This window comes from Citrobacter sp. CK191 (genome assembly GCF_030333435.1).
In the GTDB taxonomy this organism is placed as follows: domain Bacteria; phylum Pseudomonadota; class Gammaproteobacteria; order Enterobacterales; family Enterobacteriaceae; genus Citrobacter_B; species Citrobacter_B koseri.
In genome coordinates this window covers 37,134-53,174 of the sequence record NZ_JAOWFX010000011.1, presented here as the reverse complement: position 1 = coordinate 53,174, position 16,041 = coordinate 37,134, and the positions used below count along the sequence as shown (strand labels likewise).

Here is a 16,041-nt window from a genome sequence, read left to right as displayed (position 1 = left end):
CTGATGTGTAATTGAGCAACCTCTCGCCGTGCAAAATTATCTTTGGGTTTGATGGCGAAAATGGCGGACTCGAATTATGTTCAAAATATCGGTGGAATCGTAATACGCCGCCTGTCATTTAACACTCTTATTAGCGTGAAGCCGGAGCAGGTATGTTTCTAAATTATTTCGCGTTAGGAGTATTGATCTTTGTTTTTCTGGTGATTTTTTATGGAATCATCATGATTCATGACATCCCTTATCTGATCGCTAAAAAACGAAACCACCCCCATGCTGATGCTATTCATACTGCTGGTTGGGTCAGTCTGTTTACGCTTCATGTTATTTGGCCGTTTCTGTGGATTTGGGCCACGCTTTATCAGCCCGAACGGGGCTGGGGCATGCAAGCGCATGTTTTACCGCAGGAAAAGGAGCCTGAGCCGGGGCCAGAACCGGAGCCTGACCCGGAACTTATCGCCTTGTCGAAACGTGTGGAAGCGCTGGAGCGAAAGCTGGCTGAGGTACAGTCCCCTGATATTCCCCCGTCGGAGAGCTAATCATGGATCTGTTGATTGTTTTGACCTACGTAGCATTAGCCTGGGCGGTATTTAAAATATTCAGGATTCCGGTGAATCAATGGACACTTTCCACGGCGGCATTAGGCGGGGTATTTTTAGTTAGCGGACTTATATTATTAATGAACTATAACCACCCCTATACTTTTACGGCGCAGAAAGCGGTTATTTCTATTCCTATTACGCCGCAGGTAACAGGTATTGTGAGTGAGGTAACGGATAAAAATAATCAGCTGATTAAAAAGGGCGATGTTTTATTCAAAATCGATCCCGTGCGGTATCAGGCGCGGGTCGACAGGTTACAGGCCGACCTGGTCACGGCCACGCATAATATACATACCCTGAAGGCGCAATTAGCGGAGGCTCAGGCCAATACCACGCGGGTGTCCGCAGAACGCGACCGCCTCTATAAAGATTATCAGCGCTATCTGAAAGGCAGTCAGGCGAGGGTGAATCCGTTCTCTGAAAGCGATATCGATAACGCGCGGCAAAACTATTTAGCGCAGGATGCGATGGTAAAAGGTTCTGTTGCTGAGCAAACGCAGATCCAGAGCCAACTGGACAGCATGGTCGATGGCGAGCAGTCGCAAATCGTCAGCCTGCGGGCGCAGCTGGCCGAGGCGAAATACAATCTTGAACAGACGGTTATTCGCGCGCCGAGCAATGGCTATGTGACCCAGGTGCTTATCCGGCCCGGTAGCTATGCCGCCGCGCTGCCGCTGCGCCCGGTAATGGTTTTTATTCCCGAACAAAAACGGCAAATTGTCGCCCAGTTCCGGCAGAACTCATTATTACGTCTTGAGGCGGGAGATGAGGCAGAAGTGGTGTTCAATGCGCTGCCCGGCCAGGTATTCCAGGGCAAATTGTTGAGTATTTTACCGGTTGTGCCCGGCGGTTCTTACCAGGCGCAGGGAACATTACAGTCCTTAAGCGTAACGCCGGGGATGGACGGCGTGCTTGCGTTGATTGAGCTGGAGCCGAATAGTGATGTGGATGCCCTGCCTGACGGCATTTACGCCCAGGTTGCGGTTTACTCCGATCACTTCGCCCATGTCTCCGTGATGCGTAAGGTGTTACTGCGCATGACCAGCTGGATGCACTATCTTTATTTGGATCATTAAGCGGGTCGTCACCTGCTTTTTAGTAAAAATGCCTGATGGCGCTATGCTTATCAGACCGACAGGAACAATGTCTGCAATGTGTAGACCGGATAAGGCGCTTGCGCCGCCATCCGGCAAAACTAAGGCAAGATTTATTGATACCACTTTATTTTTTGTTGGCAAAAAGGACACGGCATGAAACTCATCGGCAGCTATACCAGCCCTTTTGTGCGAAAGATTTCGGTTTTATTGCTGGAAAAGGGCATCACTTTCGAATTTGTGAATGAACTTCCCTACAACGCGGAAAACGGCGTGGCGCAGTACAACCCGCTTGGCAAAGTCCCCGCGCTGGTGACGGATAAGGGAGAGTGCTGGTTCGATTCCCCGATAATCGCCGAATATATTGAGTTACTGGATATTGCTCCGGTGATGATTCCGCGTGAACCGCTGGCCTCACTGAAAGTACGGCAGATTGAAGCGCTGGCGGACGGCATTATGGATGCCGGTCTGGTTTCCGTGCGTGAACAGGCGCGCCCGGCGGCGCAGCAGTCTGAAACGGAACTGTTGCGCCAGCGCGAGAAAATCAACCGTAGCCTGGACGCGCTGGAAGGCTATCTGGTGGACGGGACGATTAAGACCGATACCGTGAATCTGGCAACCATCGCCATTGCCTGCGCCGTGGGCTATCTCAATTTCCGCCGCGTGGCGCCGGGCTGGTGTGTGGACAGACCGCACTTAGTCAAACTGGTGGAAACGCTCTTTCAACGCGAAAGCTTTGCCCGCACGGAACCGCCAAAGGCTTGATGCGTATTATGTCCGCCTGAGCAAACTCACGGTACAATCCCCCTCATGTCGATATCCCTCTCCGCACCGGAGGGGGCCACCAACAGCCAGGCCTTTTTCATGACAACCGAAACGCGTTCACTCTACAGCCAGCTTCCTGCTATCGATCGCTTACTGCGTGACAGCACTTTTCTCTCTTTACGTGACACCCACGGGCACACCAGGGTGGTGGATCTGCTTCGCCAGATGTTGGATGAAGCAAGGGAAGCGATTCGTGATACGCAGGCGTTGCCCGCGTGGTGCGAGAACTGGGCGCAAGAGGTGAATATCCGGCTGGCGAAAGAGGCGCAAAGCGCGCTGCGTCCGGTGATTAACCTGACGGGAACGGTGCTGCACACCAATCTGGGGCGTGCGCAGCAGGCGGAAGAGGCGATTGACGCGGTGACGCAGGCAATGCGCGCTCCGGTCACACTGGAATATGATCTGGATGGCGCCGGGCGCGGGCACCGCGATCGGGCGCTGGCGGATCTGTTATGTCGCATTACCGGGGCGGAAGACGCCTGTATTGTGAACAACAACGCGGCGGCCGTGTTGCTGATGCTGGCGGCGACGGCGAACGGTAAAGAGGTGGTGGTATCGCGTGGCGAACTGGTGGAGATTGGCGGCGCGTTTCGTATTCCTGATGTGATGCGTCAGGCGGGCTGTACGCTGCATGAAGTAGGCACCACCAACCGGACTCACGCGAAAGATTATCGTCAGGCGGTGAATGAAAACACCGGCCTGTTGATGAAAGTGCATACCAGTAATTACAGTATTGAAGGCTTCACCAAAGCGGTGGATGAGGCAGAGCTGGCCGCTATTGGGCTGGAGCTGGATATCCCGGTGGTGGCGGATCTGGGCAGCGGTTCGCTGGTGGATCTCAGTCAGTACGGCTTGCCGAAAGAACCGATGCCGCAGCAACTGATTGCCGCAGGCGTCAGCCTGGTCAGCTTCTCTGGCGACAAGCTGCTGGGCGGGCCACAGGCCGGGATCATTGTCGGCAAGAAAGAGATGATTGCGCAACTGCAAAGCCACCCGCTGAAGCGGGCCCTGCGTGCCGACAAAATGACGCTGGCGGCGCTGGAGGCAACCCTGCAACTTTACCTGCACCCGGAAGCGCTGGCGGAGAAACTGCCGACGCTACGGCTGTTAACCCGCAGTGAAGCGGCGATTCAGGCGCAGGCGCAGCGGCTACAGGCGGCGCTTGCCGCACGCTTTAGCGCGGAGTTCGCGGTAAACGTGATGCCTTGCCTGTCGCAGATCGGCAGCGGTTCGCTGCCGGTTGATCGGCTGCCCAGCGTGGCGCTGACCTTTACGCCGCATGACGGGCGTGGAAGCCGTCTTGAGGCGCTGGCGGCTCGCTGGCGCGCGCTGCCCGTCCCGATCATTGGCCGAATTTACGATGGTCGCCTGTGGCTGGATATCCGCTGCCTTGAAGACGAGACCCGGTTTATGGAGATGATGTTGAAATGATTATTGCAACCGCCGGACACGTTGACCACGGAAAAACAACGCTATTACAGGCGATTACCGGCGTGAATGCCGATCGCCTGCCGGAAGAAAAAAAACGCGGTATGACTATCGATCTGGGGTATGCCTACTGGCCGCAGCCGGATGGCCGCGTACTGGGATTTATCGACGTTCCCGGTCATGAAAAGTTTCTCTCCAACATGCTGGCGGGCGTGGGCGGTATCGATCATGCGCTGCTGGTTGTCGCCTGCGATGACGGCGTGATGGCGCAGACCCGCGAGCATCTGCAAATTTTACAACTGACGGGCAATCCGCAGCTTACGGTTGCGCTGACCAAAGCCGACCGGGTGGACGACGCGCGAATCGAAGAGGTGCGGGAAGAGATTCTGGCGACGCTGGGCCATTACGGGTTTGCCGACGCGACGCTGTTTGTCACCGCCGCGAATGAAGGGCGCGGTATTGAGGTATTGCGCGAGCATTTACGGCAGTTGACGGGCCGCGCGCATCCCGGCCATCAGAGCTTTCGCCTGGCGATCGATCGCGCGTTTACGGTGAAAGGCGCAGGGCTGGTGGTGACCGGTACGGCGCTCAGCGGCGAAGTGAACGTCGGTGATACGCTGTGGCTTACCGGTGTGAATAAGCCCATGCGCGTGCGCAGCCTGCATGCGCAGAATCAGGCGACTGAACACGCTCATGCCGGACAGCGTATTGCGCTGAATATCGCGGGCGATGCGGAAAAAGAGCAGCTTAACCGTGGCGACTGGCTTCTCTCTGACGTACCGCCGGATGCCTTTTCACGCGTCATCGTTTCGTTAGAACATGCTGCGCCGCTCGTGCAATGGCAACCGCTGCATATTCACCACGCCGCCAGCCATGTCACCGGACGCATTTCCCTGCTGGAGGGGACGCTGGCGGAGCTGGTGTTCGATACGCCGCTATGGCTTGCCGATAACGACCGGCTGGTATTACGCGATATTTCTGCCCGAACCACGCTTGCTGGCGCACGTGTGGTGACGCTCAACTCGCCGCGTCGCGGTAAACGTAAACCGGAATATCTGCAATGGCTGTCGGCGCTGGAAAACGCCAGGGATGACAGCGCCGCGCTGGCGACGCATCTCGAACGCGGCGCGGTGAATATTCCTGATTTCGTGTGGGCGCGGCAGCTCAACGGCGACGGTATGCGCCAGCTTATTGAACAGCATGGTTTTATTCAGGCGGGTTACAGCCTGTTGAACGCCCCTGTCGCCGCGCGCTGGCAGCGTAAGATTCTGGATACGCTCGCGATGTACCACGAACACCATCGCGATGAGCCCGGCCCGGGGCGCGAGCGTTTGCGGCGCATGGCGCTCCCGATGGAAGACGAAGCGCTGGTGCTGCTGCTCATCGACCGTATGCGTGAAAGCGGCGTGATTCACAGCCACCACGGCTGGTTGCATTTACCGGATCACAAAGCCGGTTTCAGCGACGAGCAGCAGGCCGTCTGGCAAAACATTGAGCCGCTGTTTGGCGACGACCCCTGGTGGGTGCGCGATCTGGCGAAAGAAAAGGGCGTGGACGAGCAGGTTATGCGGCAGGTGCTGCGACAGGCGGCACAGCAGGGCATGATTACCGCGATCGTGAAAGATCGTTATTACCGTAACGATCGGATTGTCGCTTTTGCGAACCTGATCCGCGAACTGGATCAGGAGAGAGGCTCGACCTGCGCCGCTGATTTTCGCGATCGGCTGAATGTTGGACGAAAACTCGCCATTCAGATTCTGGAGTATTTTGACCGGACAGGATTCACGCGCCGTCGCGGAAACGATCATTTATTACGCGATGCGTTATTATTTCCGGCAAAAGAATGATACGAATTATTAAAATAGAAAATGAATTAATACAATTATTTTCTTGAATTATATAAAGCACAGCAGGCAATGAACCTAATGTGCTTTTTTATATTTTATAATGGGAAAATAACAACAGCGATCATATTTTCACGACAGGTTCATCCGTATGCTGCCAGCCTTATTTCAGTAATTAAGGATGGTACAATGGCTGCTTCAACATTTTTTATTCCTTCCGTGAATGTAATCGGCGCTGGTGCATTAAAAGAAGCAATGAATACTATGGCGGAATATGGTTTTCGCCGTACATTAATTGTCACGGATAGCATGTTGACAACATTAGGCATGGCTGGAGATATTCAGAAAGCGTTGCAGGAACGCGATATTTTCAGCGTTATTTATGATGGCACGCAGCCGAACCCGACCACCGAAAACGTGGCTGTCGGGCTGAAACTCCTGAAAGAACACGGGTGCGATAGCGTAATTTCGCTGGGCGGCGGCTCTCCGCATGACTGTGCGAAAGGTATCGCGCTGGTGGCGGCGAACGGCGGCGACATCCGCGACTATGAAGGTGTGGATCGCTCCGCGAAACCTCAGCTACCGATGGTTGCTATCAACACGACGGCGGGAACGGCATCAGAAATGACCCGCTTCTGCATCATTACCGACGAAGCGCGCCATATTAAGATGGCGATTGTGGATAAACACGTTACGCCGCTGCTCTCCGTGAATGACTCTTCGTTGATGATGGGGATGCCAAAATCGCTGACCGCCGCGACCGGCATGGATGCGTTAACCCATGCCATTGAAGCCTATGTTTCTATTGCCGCAACGCCGATTACTGATGCGTGCGCGCTGAAAGCCATCTCTATGATTGCGGAAAACCTGGCGATTGCCGTGGAAGAGGGCAGCAACGCGCAGGCGCGCGAAGCGATGGCCTATGCGCAATTCCTGGCTGGTATGGCGTTTAACAATGCTTCTCTGGGCTATGTCCACGCGATGGCGCATCAGCTCGGCGGCTTCTACAATCTGCCGCACGGCGTATGTAATGCGGTGCTGTTGCCGCACGTTCAGGTATTTAACAGCCAGGTCGCGGCAGGCCGTCTGCGTGACTGTGCGGCTGCGATGGGCGTTAATGTAACCGGGATGAGTGAAGCCGACGGCGCGAAAGCGTGCATTGACGCTATCCGTCAGCTGGCGCAGCAGGTCAACATTCCGGCGGGTCTGCGCGACCTGAATGTGAAAGAAGAAGATATTTCCGTGCTGGCGACCAATGCGCTGAAAGACGCCTGTGGCCTGACCAACCCTATTCAGGCGACCCACGACGAGATCATGGCGATTTACCACGCGGCGATGTAATTGAGTGATTGCCGGATATACGATACGCATCGTGTCATTCCGGCGTCATGCCCGATGGCGCTGTGTTTATCGGGCCTACACTGTGCGGTAAGGTGAAACGGCTTAAACATCCGCTTGTCTATATCGTGACCGCAGTCGTAAAGCAGTAAAAGGCTGGCGAAGATTTCGCCAGTCCCGTCTAACCTTTGTAGTACCCCTACAGTAAGGAGACGGTCATGACCAATAATCCCCCTTCAACGCGTATTCAGCCCGGCGAGTATGGTTTTCCTCTGAAATTAAAAGCCCGCTACGACAACTTTATCGGCGGAGACTGGGTCGCACCGGTAGACGGCGAGTATTACCAGAATCTGACGCCGGTGACCGGGCAACTGCTGTGTGAAGTCGCCTCTTCCGGCAAAAAAGATATCGATCTGGCGCTGGATGCCGCGCATAACGTGAAAGAACAGTGGGCGCATACGTCCGTGCAGGATCGCGCCGCGATTCTGTTTAAGATTGCCGATCGCATGGAGCAAAACCTGGAACTGCTGGCAACGGCGGAAACCTGGGATAACGGCAAACCCATCCGTGAAACCAGCGCCGCCGACGTGCCGCTGGCGATCGACCATTTCCGCTATTTTGCGTCCTGTATCCGCGCACAAGAGGGCGGTATCAGCGAAGTTGACAGCGAAACGGTGGCCTATCACTTCCATGAACCGCTGGGCGTGGTGGGGCAGATCATCCCGTGGAACTTCCCGCTGCTGATGGCGAGCTGGAAAATGGCCCCGGCGCTGGCGGCGGGGAACTGCGTAGTGCTCAAACCTGCGCGTCTGACGCCGCTTTCGGTTCTGTTGCTGATGGAAATCGTTGGCGATCTGCTCCCGCCGGGCGTGGTCAACGTCGTGAACGGCGCGGGCGGAGAGATCGGCGAATATCTGGCGACGTCGAAGCGGATCGCGAAGGTGGCGTTTACCGGTTCGACGGAAGTCGGGCAACAGATCATGCAGTACGCGACACAAAACATTATCCCGGTAACGCTGGAGCTGGGCGGTAAGTCCCCCAATATCTTCTTTGCCGATGTGATGGATGAAGAGGATGCGTTTTTCGACAAGGCGCTGGAGGGCTTTGCGCTGTTTGCCTTTAACCAGGGTGAAGTTTGTACCTGCCCGAGCCGTGCGCTGGTACAGGAGTCCATTTATGAGCGCTTTATGGAGCGGGCCATTCGTCGCGTCGAAAGTATTCGCAGCGGTAACCCGCTCGACAGCGTTACGCAGATGGGCGCGCAGGTCTCTCAGGGGCAACTGGAAACCATCCTCAACTACATTGATATCGGTAAGAAAGAAGGCGCGGATGTGTTAACCGGCGGGCGGCGCAAGCAGCTGGAAGGAGAGCTGAAAGAGGGCTATTACCTCGAACCGACCATCCTGTTTGGTAAGAACAATATGCGCGTCTTCCAGGAGGAGATTTTTGGCCCGGTGCTGGCGGTGACGACCTTCAGGACGATGGAGGAAGCGCTGGAACTGGCTAACGACACCCAGTACGGGCTTGGCGCCGGAGTCTGGAGTCGTAACGGCAACCTGGCGTACAAAATGGGGCGCGGTATTCAGGCGGGACGCGTATGGACCAACTGCTATCATGCTTACCCGGCGCATGCTGCGTTCGGCGGCTATAAGCAGTCGGGGATTGGCCGCGAAACCCACAAAATGATGCTGGAGCATTATCAGCAAACCAAATGTTTGCTGGTGAGTTATTCCGATAAACCGCTGGGGCTGTTTTAAGCGCCGTATAACCACGTTGCCGGATGGCGGCTTCGCCTTATCCGGCCTACGGAGAACTGCACATGTAGGCCCGATAAGCATAGCGCCATCGGGCCTTATCCAGCCGACGGAGAACCGCATATGTAGGCCCGATAAGCGTAGCGCCATCGGGCAGATTTGCCGGAGAGAGTGAAGCCGCTGTTCGGTCGTTGGGAACCCGTCGCAGGATTATTAACTGTAATTTGAGATAAATATATAATATTTAATTGTCACATGCACCGGCCCTGTCTATTTAGCTTATACTGCTAATCGTTTGTCTTTAGTAATTACATTAATTTATACAAATATTTTTTTCAGCTATTAAACCTATACCCCATCAGAAAGGTGTGGGAAAAGAGTTGTGTCGGTTAACTATTGAAAATAAATTGCTTTTTTTTACACTTGAGGCTTACACAATAATCAAGGAGGAGGTGAACATGAGCAGGTATCTCTGGTTTAGCTCAACGTGAGTATCTAAAGTATGGAATATCAGTTACATGGATTTATGATTGGCAGGGAAATATTCCTTGATATTAACGAAGCTCGAATTTTCCGGCTGCCGGTTAATAAAATGGATAGCGTCATCTCTTTCTGTGGAGTGTTTTTTAATCGGACAATGCTCCATCTGTTTGTTTACCTTTTGGTCAATGCACGTTCTCAATATGTCTCAAAGGATGAATTACTCATCAACGTTTGGGAAAAAAATGAATTATGTGCTTCCACGCAGCGTTTATCTAAAGTCGTCAAAAATCTAAATAATAAATTAAGTCTGCTGGGGCTGCCGAAGAATTCAATTGTCTGCGTGAAAGGAAGTGGATACATACTGGCACTGGATGATATTCAACCGCTTTATAGTGTGGTGGACAATGTAGATTATCAATACCGATATCGCTGAGGTCAGTAACCGTTTATTCCGTAGCGTGATGTCGCCTTCGGATTCTTACCCTGGACGTTTTACGCCCAGGGATTTTTTTATTGTCTTACTGCCCGTAATAGGCGTTCGCGCCGTGTTTACGCAGATAATGTTTGTCGAGCAATTCTGGCTGCATATCCGGTAGCTGCGGCGTGAGCTGGCGCGAAAACAGCCCCATATAGGCGCACTCCTCAAGCACCACGGCGTTATGCACGGCGTCAGCGGCGTCTTTCCCCCAGGCGAATGGCCCGTGTGAGTGGACTAATACCGCCGGGATCTGCATTGGGTTCAGACCGCGTTCTTCAAAGGTTTTGATGATTACCTCGCCCGTCTGGTATTCGTATTCCCCTTTAATTTCCTCCACGGTCATCAGCCGGGTACAGGGGATTGCGCCATAGAAATAGTCGGCATGCGTGGTGCCCCAGGCGGGCAGGTCAAGACCCGCCTGTGACCAGATCGTTGCATGGCGGGAATGGGTATGCACAATTCCGCCGATCTGCGGATAACGACGATAGAGCGCCAGATGCGTCGGCGTATCGGACGAGGGCTTTTTGCTGCCTTCAACGACCTTGCCGCTGGCGATCTCCACCACCACCATATCGTCGGCGGTCATGACGTCATATTCAACGCCGGAAGGTTTAATGACCATCAGTTTTCGCGTTTCATCTACGGCGCTGACGTTACCCCAGGTGAATGTCACCAGATGGTGTGCCGGAAGCGCCAGATTGGCTGCCAGCACCTCGGCTTTTAACTGCTCTAACATGTGAATCCTCCTTCCTGCATACGCGCTTCTATCCAGCGCCGCGCCTGGATAATTTCCAGCACCGGCTCTTTGGCCTTTTCCGTCCACATCTCAATCAAAAACGCGCCACGGTAGTTCAGCTCATGCAGCGTTTTGAAGATGCCTACAAAATCCACGCACCCTTCGCCGAACGGCACGTCGCGGAACTGACCGGGGCTGTTCTCTGTCACCGGCTGCGTGTCTTTCAGGTGGATGGCGGCGATGCGGTCAATACCGAGCTTCAGCTCAGCGGCGACGTCGTTGCCCCAGGCGCTGAGATTGCCGACATCCGGGTAAACGCTAAACCACGGCGAGGCGAGCAGCGCGTCCCATTTTTTCCATTTGCTGATGGAGTTCATAAAGGCGGTGTCCATGATCTCCACCGCCAGCATCACCTGCGCCGCTGCGGCTTGCTCCACCGCCCACGCCAGCCCTTCGGCAAAGCGTTGTTGCGTACCTTCGTCATGTTCTTCGTAATAGACGTCATAACCCGCCAGTTGAATGGTGCGGATACCCAGATCGCGCGCCAGGTGAATCGCTTTGGTCATGATGTCGCGCGCCCGCTGGCGTACGGCCTCATCGCGACTGCCGAAGGGAAAGCGACGATGCGCGGACAGGCACATTGACGGGATGGCCACGCCGGTTTCCAGCATGGCGGTCACCAGAGACGCCCGCTGCGTGGGGCTCCAGTCCAGGCGCGACAGGCGTTCGTCGGTCTCATCCACCGACATTTCGACAAAGTCAAAGCCGCAGCTTTTCGCCAGCACCAGGCGCTCCGGCCAACTGAGGTCTTTTGCCAGCGCTTTTTCATAGATACCTAACGGATGATTACGCATGCTGCTCTCCCCAGATGGCGTTAATTTGCGCGTGGAACCCGGCTGCAACCTGCGCCGGATGCGCTGCCCCTGCCAGCGCGCGCCCGGCGATAAATGCTTTGACGCGAATATCTTTAAACAACGGCAGATCGGCAGGCGTAATGCCGCCGGTAATCGACAGCTCCAGGCCAATGTCAGAAAGCGCCTTCATCCGCGCCAGATCCGCGTCTCCCCACTGCTGTCCGCTGGCCTGCGCGTCGCGCCCACGGTGGTAAATCGCCTGGCGCACACCGGTGCGATACCAGGCGCGGGCATCGTCCAGCGTCCAGTTGCCGAACAGCTCCATCTGAATTTCACCGCCGCAGGATTGCGCGACGGCATGGCCTTTCTCCACCGTGGCGAGCGGCGCCGCACAGATAATCGTCATCCAGTTGGCGCCTGCGGCAAAAGCCTGCTGCGCGAGCGTTTCGCCCGCATCGGCCACCTTCCAGTCGGCAACGATGATTTTATCCGGGCACTGGGCGCGCAGCGCTTTCACCGCGCCCAGCCCCTCGGTTAAACAGAGGATGGTGCCAGCCTCAACGATATCGACGTGGTCCTGTAACAGGGCGACATCGCGAAGCGCCGCCTGAAGGTTGGTGTGGTCGAGCGCCAGTTGCAGTAATGGTCGGCTCATAATGCGTGCTCCTTAATGCGGGCGTGGTAGCCCTGTAATGCCTGAATCAAATCCTGGTATTGGCGGTATTTGCGCTGATAAAGGCGGTGCGCGGCCATGTCGGGCATCAGCGTGCGTACCGGGTGCCGTAAGGCGTGCTGAGCCTCGCTGAAACTGCGGTATACGCCGGTGCCGACGCGGGCGGCGAGCGCGGCGCCAAAGCAGCCGGTCTCTTCAACCTGCGGCAGTTCGATGCGCAGGCCGCTGACATCCGCCAGCATCTGCATCCAGACGTTGGAGTGCGCCGGGCCGCCGGTCACGCGCAGGGTGTGCGCCTCAGTAAAGCGTTCGCGCATACGGTTGAGATGGGTCATGTGGCTGAACACCACCCCTTCGTAAATGGCCTGTAGCAGATGCGCGCGGGTGTGCAGCGCCTGCATGCCGTAAAAGCCGCAGGTCATCTCCAGCCCGGCATTGCTGCCGTACAGAAACGGCAGGAAAAAGAGTTCGCCGCTCGCTTTCGGCAGACTGGCGACGGCCTGGTTGATCTCGTCAAAAGAGAGTTCGCCCCATTGGGCGGTAAACCATTCAAGATTGCCGGATGAGGTAGGGCTGGCTTCGTGAACGATGTACTGCCCGTCGTTGACGTAGCGGCCATAGACATAAGGGTGCGCTTCGTGGTCGCGCAACCCCTCGGTGATCCCGCTGGTCACCGCCCAGGTGCCCATCACCGCGTTGAGGGTGAATTCATCTTCAATACCGGCGCAGAGCGCGGTGGAAACCACGTCAAACAGACCGCCGACGACGGGCGTGCCCGCCTTCAGACCGGTGATGGCAGCTGCCTGAGTGGTGATCTCCCCGCATATTTCGGCTGACCCCATAATGGGGGGCAGCGCATCGTCGATTTCACTGATGCCCAACCATTGGGTCAGGCGCGGGTCATACTGCCCGCTGCTCATGTTGTAGAGGTTGGACTCAGAAATGTTGCTCTCTTCGCACCCTTTTATGCCGGTTAAACGCCAGCGCAGATAGTCATGCCCCATCATCACGCAGCCAATTTGTGCGTAACGTTGAGGGTCGTTCTCTTTAATCCAGCGCAGCAGAGAGGCGGGATGCCCGGTCCACAGCGTCTGACGGGTAACGGGGTAAAGCTGTTCAGGAATGCCGTCCTGCTGCCAGCGCTGGACAATCTTCAGCGCCCGGCGGTCGGAAGAGAGAATGGCGCTGCCCAGCGGCTGATCCTGCCTGTCGAGCAGAAACAGTCCTTTACCCTGAGCGGAGATACCGACGCCTTTAATTTGCTCGCCGGAGATGCCTGTACGCTGCAAAAGCCCGGCAATGGTGGCTGCGCACTGTTGCCAGAGCTGGTGCATGTCGCGTTCGGCGTAACCCGGCAGTGGCGTTGCCGTCTGTAACGACTGCCGGTTGATCCCATGCTCATGACCTTTGGCGTCATACAAACCGGCTTTCAGATAAGTACCGCCACAATCGATGCCCAGCCAGAAGGCCTCTTTCTCTCTCATCTTTCATGTCTCATTTTTGCCGGATGGCGCCACGCTTATCCGGCCTACGGGTTTTGTAGGCCCGGTAAGCGCTGCGCCCCGGGCATGGTGTTACGCGGCGTGTTTACGCGGACTCATTGTCTTTGCCGGTGTCGAACCCGCATCGCATTTCGCGGGCAGCAACAACGCCAGCAGCGCGGCCAGCGCCAGGGAGATCGCCAGGCAATAGACGCCCGCATCTTTGCTGTACAGCGTGATCAGTACGCCAACCGCGTAGGGGCCGCAGAAGCCGCCGAGGTTGCCAAGCGCGTTGATAACGCCGCGTGCGCCGCCCGCCATCTCGGCGCTGAACAGACGTGCCGGGATCGTCCAGAAAACGCCCGCCGCCGATTGCAGGAAGAAACCGCAGCCGACCAGCGCGGCATAGGCCAGCCAGATTTGGTTTTTCAGCGCCACCGACAGGAACATGCACAGGGCGAAGCCAATCAGCGGCAGGCAGACAAACAGTTTGCGTTTACCCGTGCGGTCGGAAAGGAAAGAGAACAGGAACATCCCGGCGATCGCGCCGACGTACGGTAAAATGGCGAGCATACCGACTTGCCCCATGCTGCTGTGGGTCAGCTCTTTGAGAATGGTTGGCAGCCAGAGGGTGTAACCGTAAATCCCGGTCTGATAGAAGAAGTTCAGGGCGATAAGTTGCCACATGGTTTTGTCGGAAAGGACCGCGCTGAGAGAGGCGTTTTTGACTTCGCTTCCGGCAATGGCTTTCTGTTCTGCGGCGAGGGTTTCCACCAGATAGTTTTTTTCCGCCCCGGAGATCCAGCGGGCTTCCTGCGGCCGGTCATAAATGGTGTACGCCCACAGCACCAGCACGACGAGAGAGAGCAGACCTTCAATAATGAACAGCCAGCGCCAGTCGAGTACGGTGATTATCCAGCCGGAGAGCGGGGCGGTGATAATCCCGGCAATCGGCACAAACATAATCACAATGGCGTTCGCACGACCGCGTTCAGCGTCCGGGAACCAGTTGCTGATCATCGTCAGTACGACGGGCAGCATGCCGCCTTCCGCCACACCCAGTAAGAAACGCAGGGCAAGCAATTGATACTGGTTGGTGATTAAGCCTGTAAGGACGGAAATGACCGCCCAGGCAACCAGCGACCAGCCGATAAATTTCTTGCCGCTGCCGTGAACGGCGATTTTGCCGCCGGGAACCTGTAAGAACAGATAGCCGATGAAGAAAATCCCGCCAGCCAGACCGGCCATAGTGGCGGAAATACCTAATTCGGCATCCATTCCGCCAGGCATCGCGAAAGCAATATTCACGCGGTCCATATAAGAAATAATACAGGTAATCAGAATGGGCGGAATAATTCGCAGCCAACGCTGACGAGGTATATCTTTTTCTGTAGGGCGAGAGGTCATATTCATCTTCGTATTCTCGTAAAGTAAGTATTCTGGCGATGAAAAGTAAATTATTTAATGCCTGATGACGTTTTGCTTATCAGACCTACGCCGCCATCCGGCAACGTCTTATTATTTGGCGTTATTTAATGCCGTAATGCCGTCGTGTAATATCGCTACGCGGTGACTGACGTCGGCATTAGCGTTAATTTCCAGTAACTTAATACCCATGAATTGCAGAACGTCTGTTCCTGCGCAGGTCAGTAATTCACGGGCATGTTCCTGCGTCATCATGCTGTCAGGGCAGAAAGGCGCGAAAGGCGCATGTAAATCCTGCCATTCACCGTATTCACCGCTTTGCGTTGTACCGGAGAACATCAGCGCGCCGAGTTTGCCGGCCTGTTTTACCTGCTGCGTATGGGTTAGTGGCAGGGTGGTGTTGCGTCCTTCAATGGCGGAACGCGCCCAGTTAATGCAAACGCTGATGTCGTAGTCGGCAATTACCTCCAGCACGTTGTCCAGAGGCAGGAATCCTTTGCGCGGCGCGGTGCTGGTCATCGCGTCGCAGTGTTCCAGCACCAGGTCGCAGGGCCAGTCCCAGCCAGCGATCTCTTTCACTGAACGGGCAAATGCGTCCGTTGCCTGCGCGACGTTTGGGTTATCGGCCAGCGGTGCGGCGTGCAGCTCAAGCGCGATCACTTTCCCGGCGCTTGCCGCGTTGATTGTCGTGATCTTCTGGTAAAGGTGGCGATAGTACGCCACACAGGCCTGACGCTGATCTTCATTGCTGGAGGCCAGCCCAAAGCCGCGGTTTTCACCGCGACGGCGCATGGTCTCCATAATCGCCGTCACGACGATTTGCCAGTTGCCTGGCGTATGGCGCAATAACCACGCGTCGCCGAGTGGGTGAAGATGTTCAAGGCAGGGTTGCTCCAGCCCACGAATATCAGGAGTATCGGAGAGTTGCCGCCAGAATTCCTTCTCTTCCTCTTCACTCTTTTGGTGAAATGAGGGTGCACAGGGATACGCACCGATAATATAACCGGTATTGTTCGTTTTCATGTTGTG

At 55.6% G+C, this 16,041-nt stretch carries 14 protein-coding genes; 8 read left to right on the top strand and 6 right to left on the bottom strand.

What is annotated here, in order from left to right; translation table 11 throughout:
* The first annotated feature begins 152 nt into the window (after nt 1-152).
* The 8 genes from OGV82_RS02995 to OGV82_RS02960 all read left to right on the top strand — a co-directional run bounded on the left by OGV82_RS02995 (nt 153) and on the right by OGV82_RS02960 (nt 9,798).
* Entirely contained in the window at nt 153-536 is a 384-nt protein-coding gene (locus OGV82_RS02995; protein WP_047460295.1) for a DUF3302 domain-containing protein, read from the top strand.
* A 2-nt stretch (nt 537-538) separates the two neighbouring features.
* On the top strand, nt 539-1,675 hold the full coding sequence (locus OGV82_RS02990) for an HlyD family secretion protein (RefSeq protein ID WP_012135732.1): 1,137 nt from the start codon (nt 539-541) through the stop codon (nt 1,673-1,675).
* 174 nt (nt 1,676-1,849) lie between these two features.
* The gene (locus OGV82_RS02985; protein WP_047460300.1) at nt 1,850-2,458 is read left to right on the top strand and encodes a glutathione S-transferase; all 609 of its coding nucleotides are present in this window, start codon (nt 1,850-1,852) and stop codon (nt 2,456-2,458) included.
* Between the two features lie 99 nt (nt 2,459-2,557).
* The gene (gene selA, locus OGV82_RS02980) at nt 2,558-3,949 is read left to right on the top strand and encodes an L-seryl-tRNA(Sec) selenium transferase (protein ID WP_047460303.1); all 1,392 of its coding nucleotides are present in this window, start codon (nt 2,558-2,560) and stop codon (nt 3,947-3,949) included.
* Nucleotides 3,946-5,793: a selenocysteine-specific translation elongation factor gene (selB, locus tag OGV82_RS02975; RefSeq protein ID WP_047460306.1), complete on the top strand. Its 1,848-nt coding sequence runs from the start codon at nt 3,946-3,948 to the stop codon at nt 5,791-5,793. Before selA ends, selB begins: the two co-directional genes overlap by 4 nt.
* Nucleotides 5,794-5,979: 186 nt before the next feature.
* Complete coding sequence (gene yiaY / locus OGV82_RS02970; protein ID WP_047460309.1) at nt 5,980-7,131, top strand: L-threonine dehydrogenase; 1,152 nt, start codon at nt 5,980-5,982, stop codon at nt 7,129-7,131.
* A 215-nt stretch (nt 7,132-7,346) separates the two neighbouring features.
* The gene (gene aldB, locus OGV82_RS02965; RefSeq protein ID WP_047460312.1) at nt 7,347-8,885 is read left to right on the top strand and encodes an aldehyde dehydrogenase AldB; all 1,539 of its coding nucleotides are present in this window, start codon (nt 7,347-7,349) and stop codon (nt 8,883-8,885) included.
* A gap of 499 nt (nt 8,886-9,384) precedes the next feature.
* On the top strand, nt 9,385-9,798 hold the full coding sequence (locus tag OGV82_RS02960; protein ID WP_012135723.1) for a winged helix-turn-helix domain-containing protein: 414 nt from the start codon (nt 9,385-9,387) through the stop codon (nt 9,796-9,798).
* A gap of 85 nt (nt 9,799-9,883) precedes the next feature.
* On the opposite strand, the gene araD is transcribed toward OGV82_RS02960, so the two are convergent.
* From araD to OGV82_RS02930, 6 genes are all read right to left on the bottom strand, one after another.
* Complete coding sequence (gene araD, locus OGV82_RS02955) at nt 9,884-10,579, bottom strand: L-ribulose-5-phosphate 4-epimerase (RefSeq protein ID WP_012135722.1); 696 nt, start codon at nt 10,577-10,579, stop codon at nt 9,884-9,886.
* The gene (locus OGV82_RS02950) at nt 10,573-11,433 is read right to left on the bottom strand and encodes an L-ribulose-5-phosphate 3-epimerase (protein ID WP_012135721.1); all 861 of its coding nucleotides are present in this window, start codon (nt 11,431-11,433) and stop codon (nt 10,573-10,575) included. The genes araD and OGV82_RS02950 overlap by 7 nt, the downstream gene beginning before the upstream one ends.
* Nucleotides 11,426-12,088: a 3-keto-L-gulonate-6-phosphate decarboxylase UlaD gene (ulaD, locus tag OGV82_RS02945; protein ID WP_047460316.1), complete on the bottom strand. Its 663-nt coding sequence runs from the start codon at nt 12,086-12,088 to the stop codon at nt 11,426-11,428. The genes OGV82_RS02950 and ulaD overlap by 8 nt, the downstream gene beginning before the upstream one ends.
* Nucleotides 12,085-13,590, bottom strand: coding sequence for an FGGY-family carbohydrate kinase (locus OGV82_RS02940; protein WP_047460320.1), 1,506 nt, complete (start codon nt 13,588-13,590; stop codon nt 12,085-12,087). The genes ulaD and OGV82_RS02940 overlap by 4 nt, the downstream gene beginning before the upstream one ends.
* A gap of 90 nt (nt 13,591-13,680) precedes the next feature.
* Complete coding sequence (locus OGV82_RS02935) at nt 13,681-15,000, bottom strand: MFS transporter (RefSeq protein WP_047460323.1); 1,320 nt, start codon at nt 14,998-15,000, stop codon at nt 13,681-13,683.
* Between the two features lie 105 nt (nt 15,001-15,105).
* On the bottom strand, nt 15,106-16,035 hold the full coding sequence (locus tag OGV82_RS02930) for a DUF4862 family protein (protein WP_047460325.1): 930 nt from the start codon (nt 16,033-16,035) through the stop codon (nt 15,106-15,108).
* Nucleotides 16,036-16,041 lie beyond the last annotated feature (6 nt).

Coding starts and splice junctions, on each gene's coding strand:
- OGV82_RS02985 (WP_047460300.1), top strand. CDS start 1,850: ATGAAACTCATCGGCAGCTATACCAGCCCTTTTGTGCGAAAGATTTCG.
- OGV82_RS02995 (WP_047460295.1), top strand. CDS start 153: ATGTTTCTAAATTATTTCGCGTTAGGAGTATTGATCTTTGTTTTTCTG.
- araD (WP_012135722.1), bottom strand. CDS start 10,579: ATGTTAGAGCAGTTAAAAGCCGAGGTGCTGGCAGCCAATCTGGCGCTT.
- OGV82_RS02950 (WP_012135721.1), bottom strand. CDS start 11,433: ATGCGTAATCATCCGTTAGGTATCTATGAAAAAGCGCTGGCAAAAGAC.
- selA (WP_047460303.1), top strand. CDS start 2,558: ATGACAACCGAAACGCGTTCACTCTACAGCCAGCTTCCTGCTATCGAT.
- OGV82_RS02930 (WP_047460325.1), bottom strand. CDS start 16,035: ATGAAAACGAACAATACCGGTTATATTATCGGTGCGTATCCCTGTGCA.
- aldB (WP_047460312.1), top strand. CDS start 7,347: ATGACCAATAATCCCCCTTCAACGCGTATTCAGCCCGGCGAGTATGGT.
- yiaY (WP_047460309.1), top strand. CDS start 5,980: ATGGCTGCTTCAACATTTTTTATTCCTTCCGTGAATGTAATCGGCGCT.
- ulaD (WP_047460316.1), bottom strand. CDS start 12,088: ATGAGCCGACCATTACTGCAACTGGCGCTCGACCACACCAACCTTCAG.
- OGV82_RS02960 (WP_012135723.1), top strand. CDS start 9,385: ATGGAATATCAGTTACATGGATTTATGATTGGCAGGGAAATATTCCTT.
- OGV82_RS02940 (WP_047460320.1), bottom strand. CDS start 13,590: ATGAGAGAGAAAGAGGCCTTCTGGCTGGGCATCGATTGTGGCGGTACT.
- selB (WP_047460306.1), top strand. CDS start 3,946: ATGATTATTGCAACCGCCGGACACGTTGACCACGGAAAAACAACGCTA.
- OGV82_RS02990 (WP_012135732.1), top strand. CDS start 539: ATGGATCTGTTGATTGTTTTGACCTACGTAGCATTAGCCTGGGCGGTA.
- OGV82_RS02935 (WP_047460323.1), bottom strand. CDS start 15,000: ATGAATATGACCTCTCGCCCTACAGAAAAAGATATACCTCGTCAGCGT.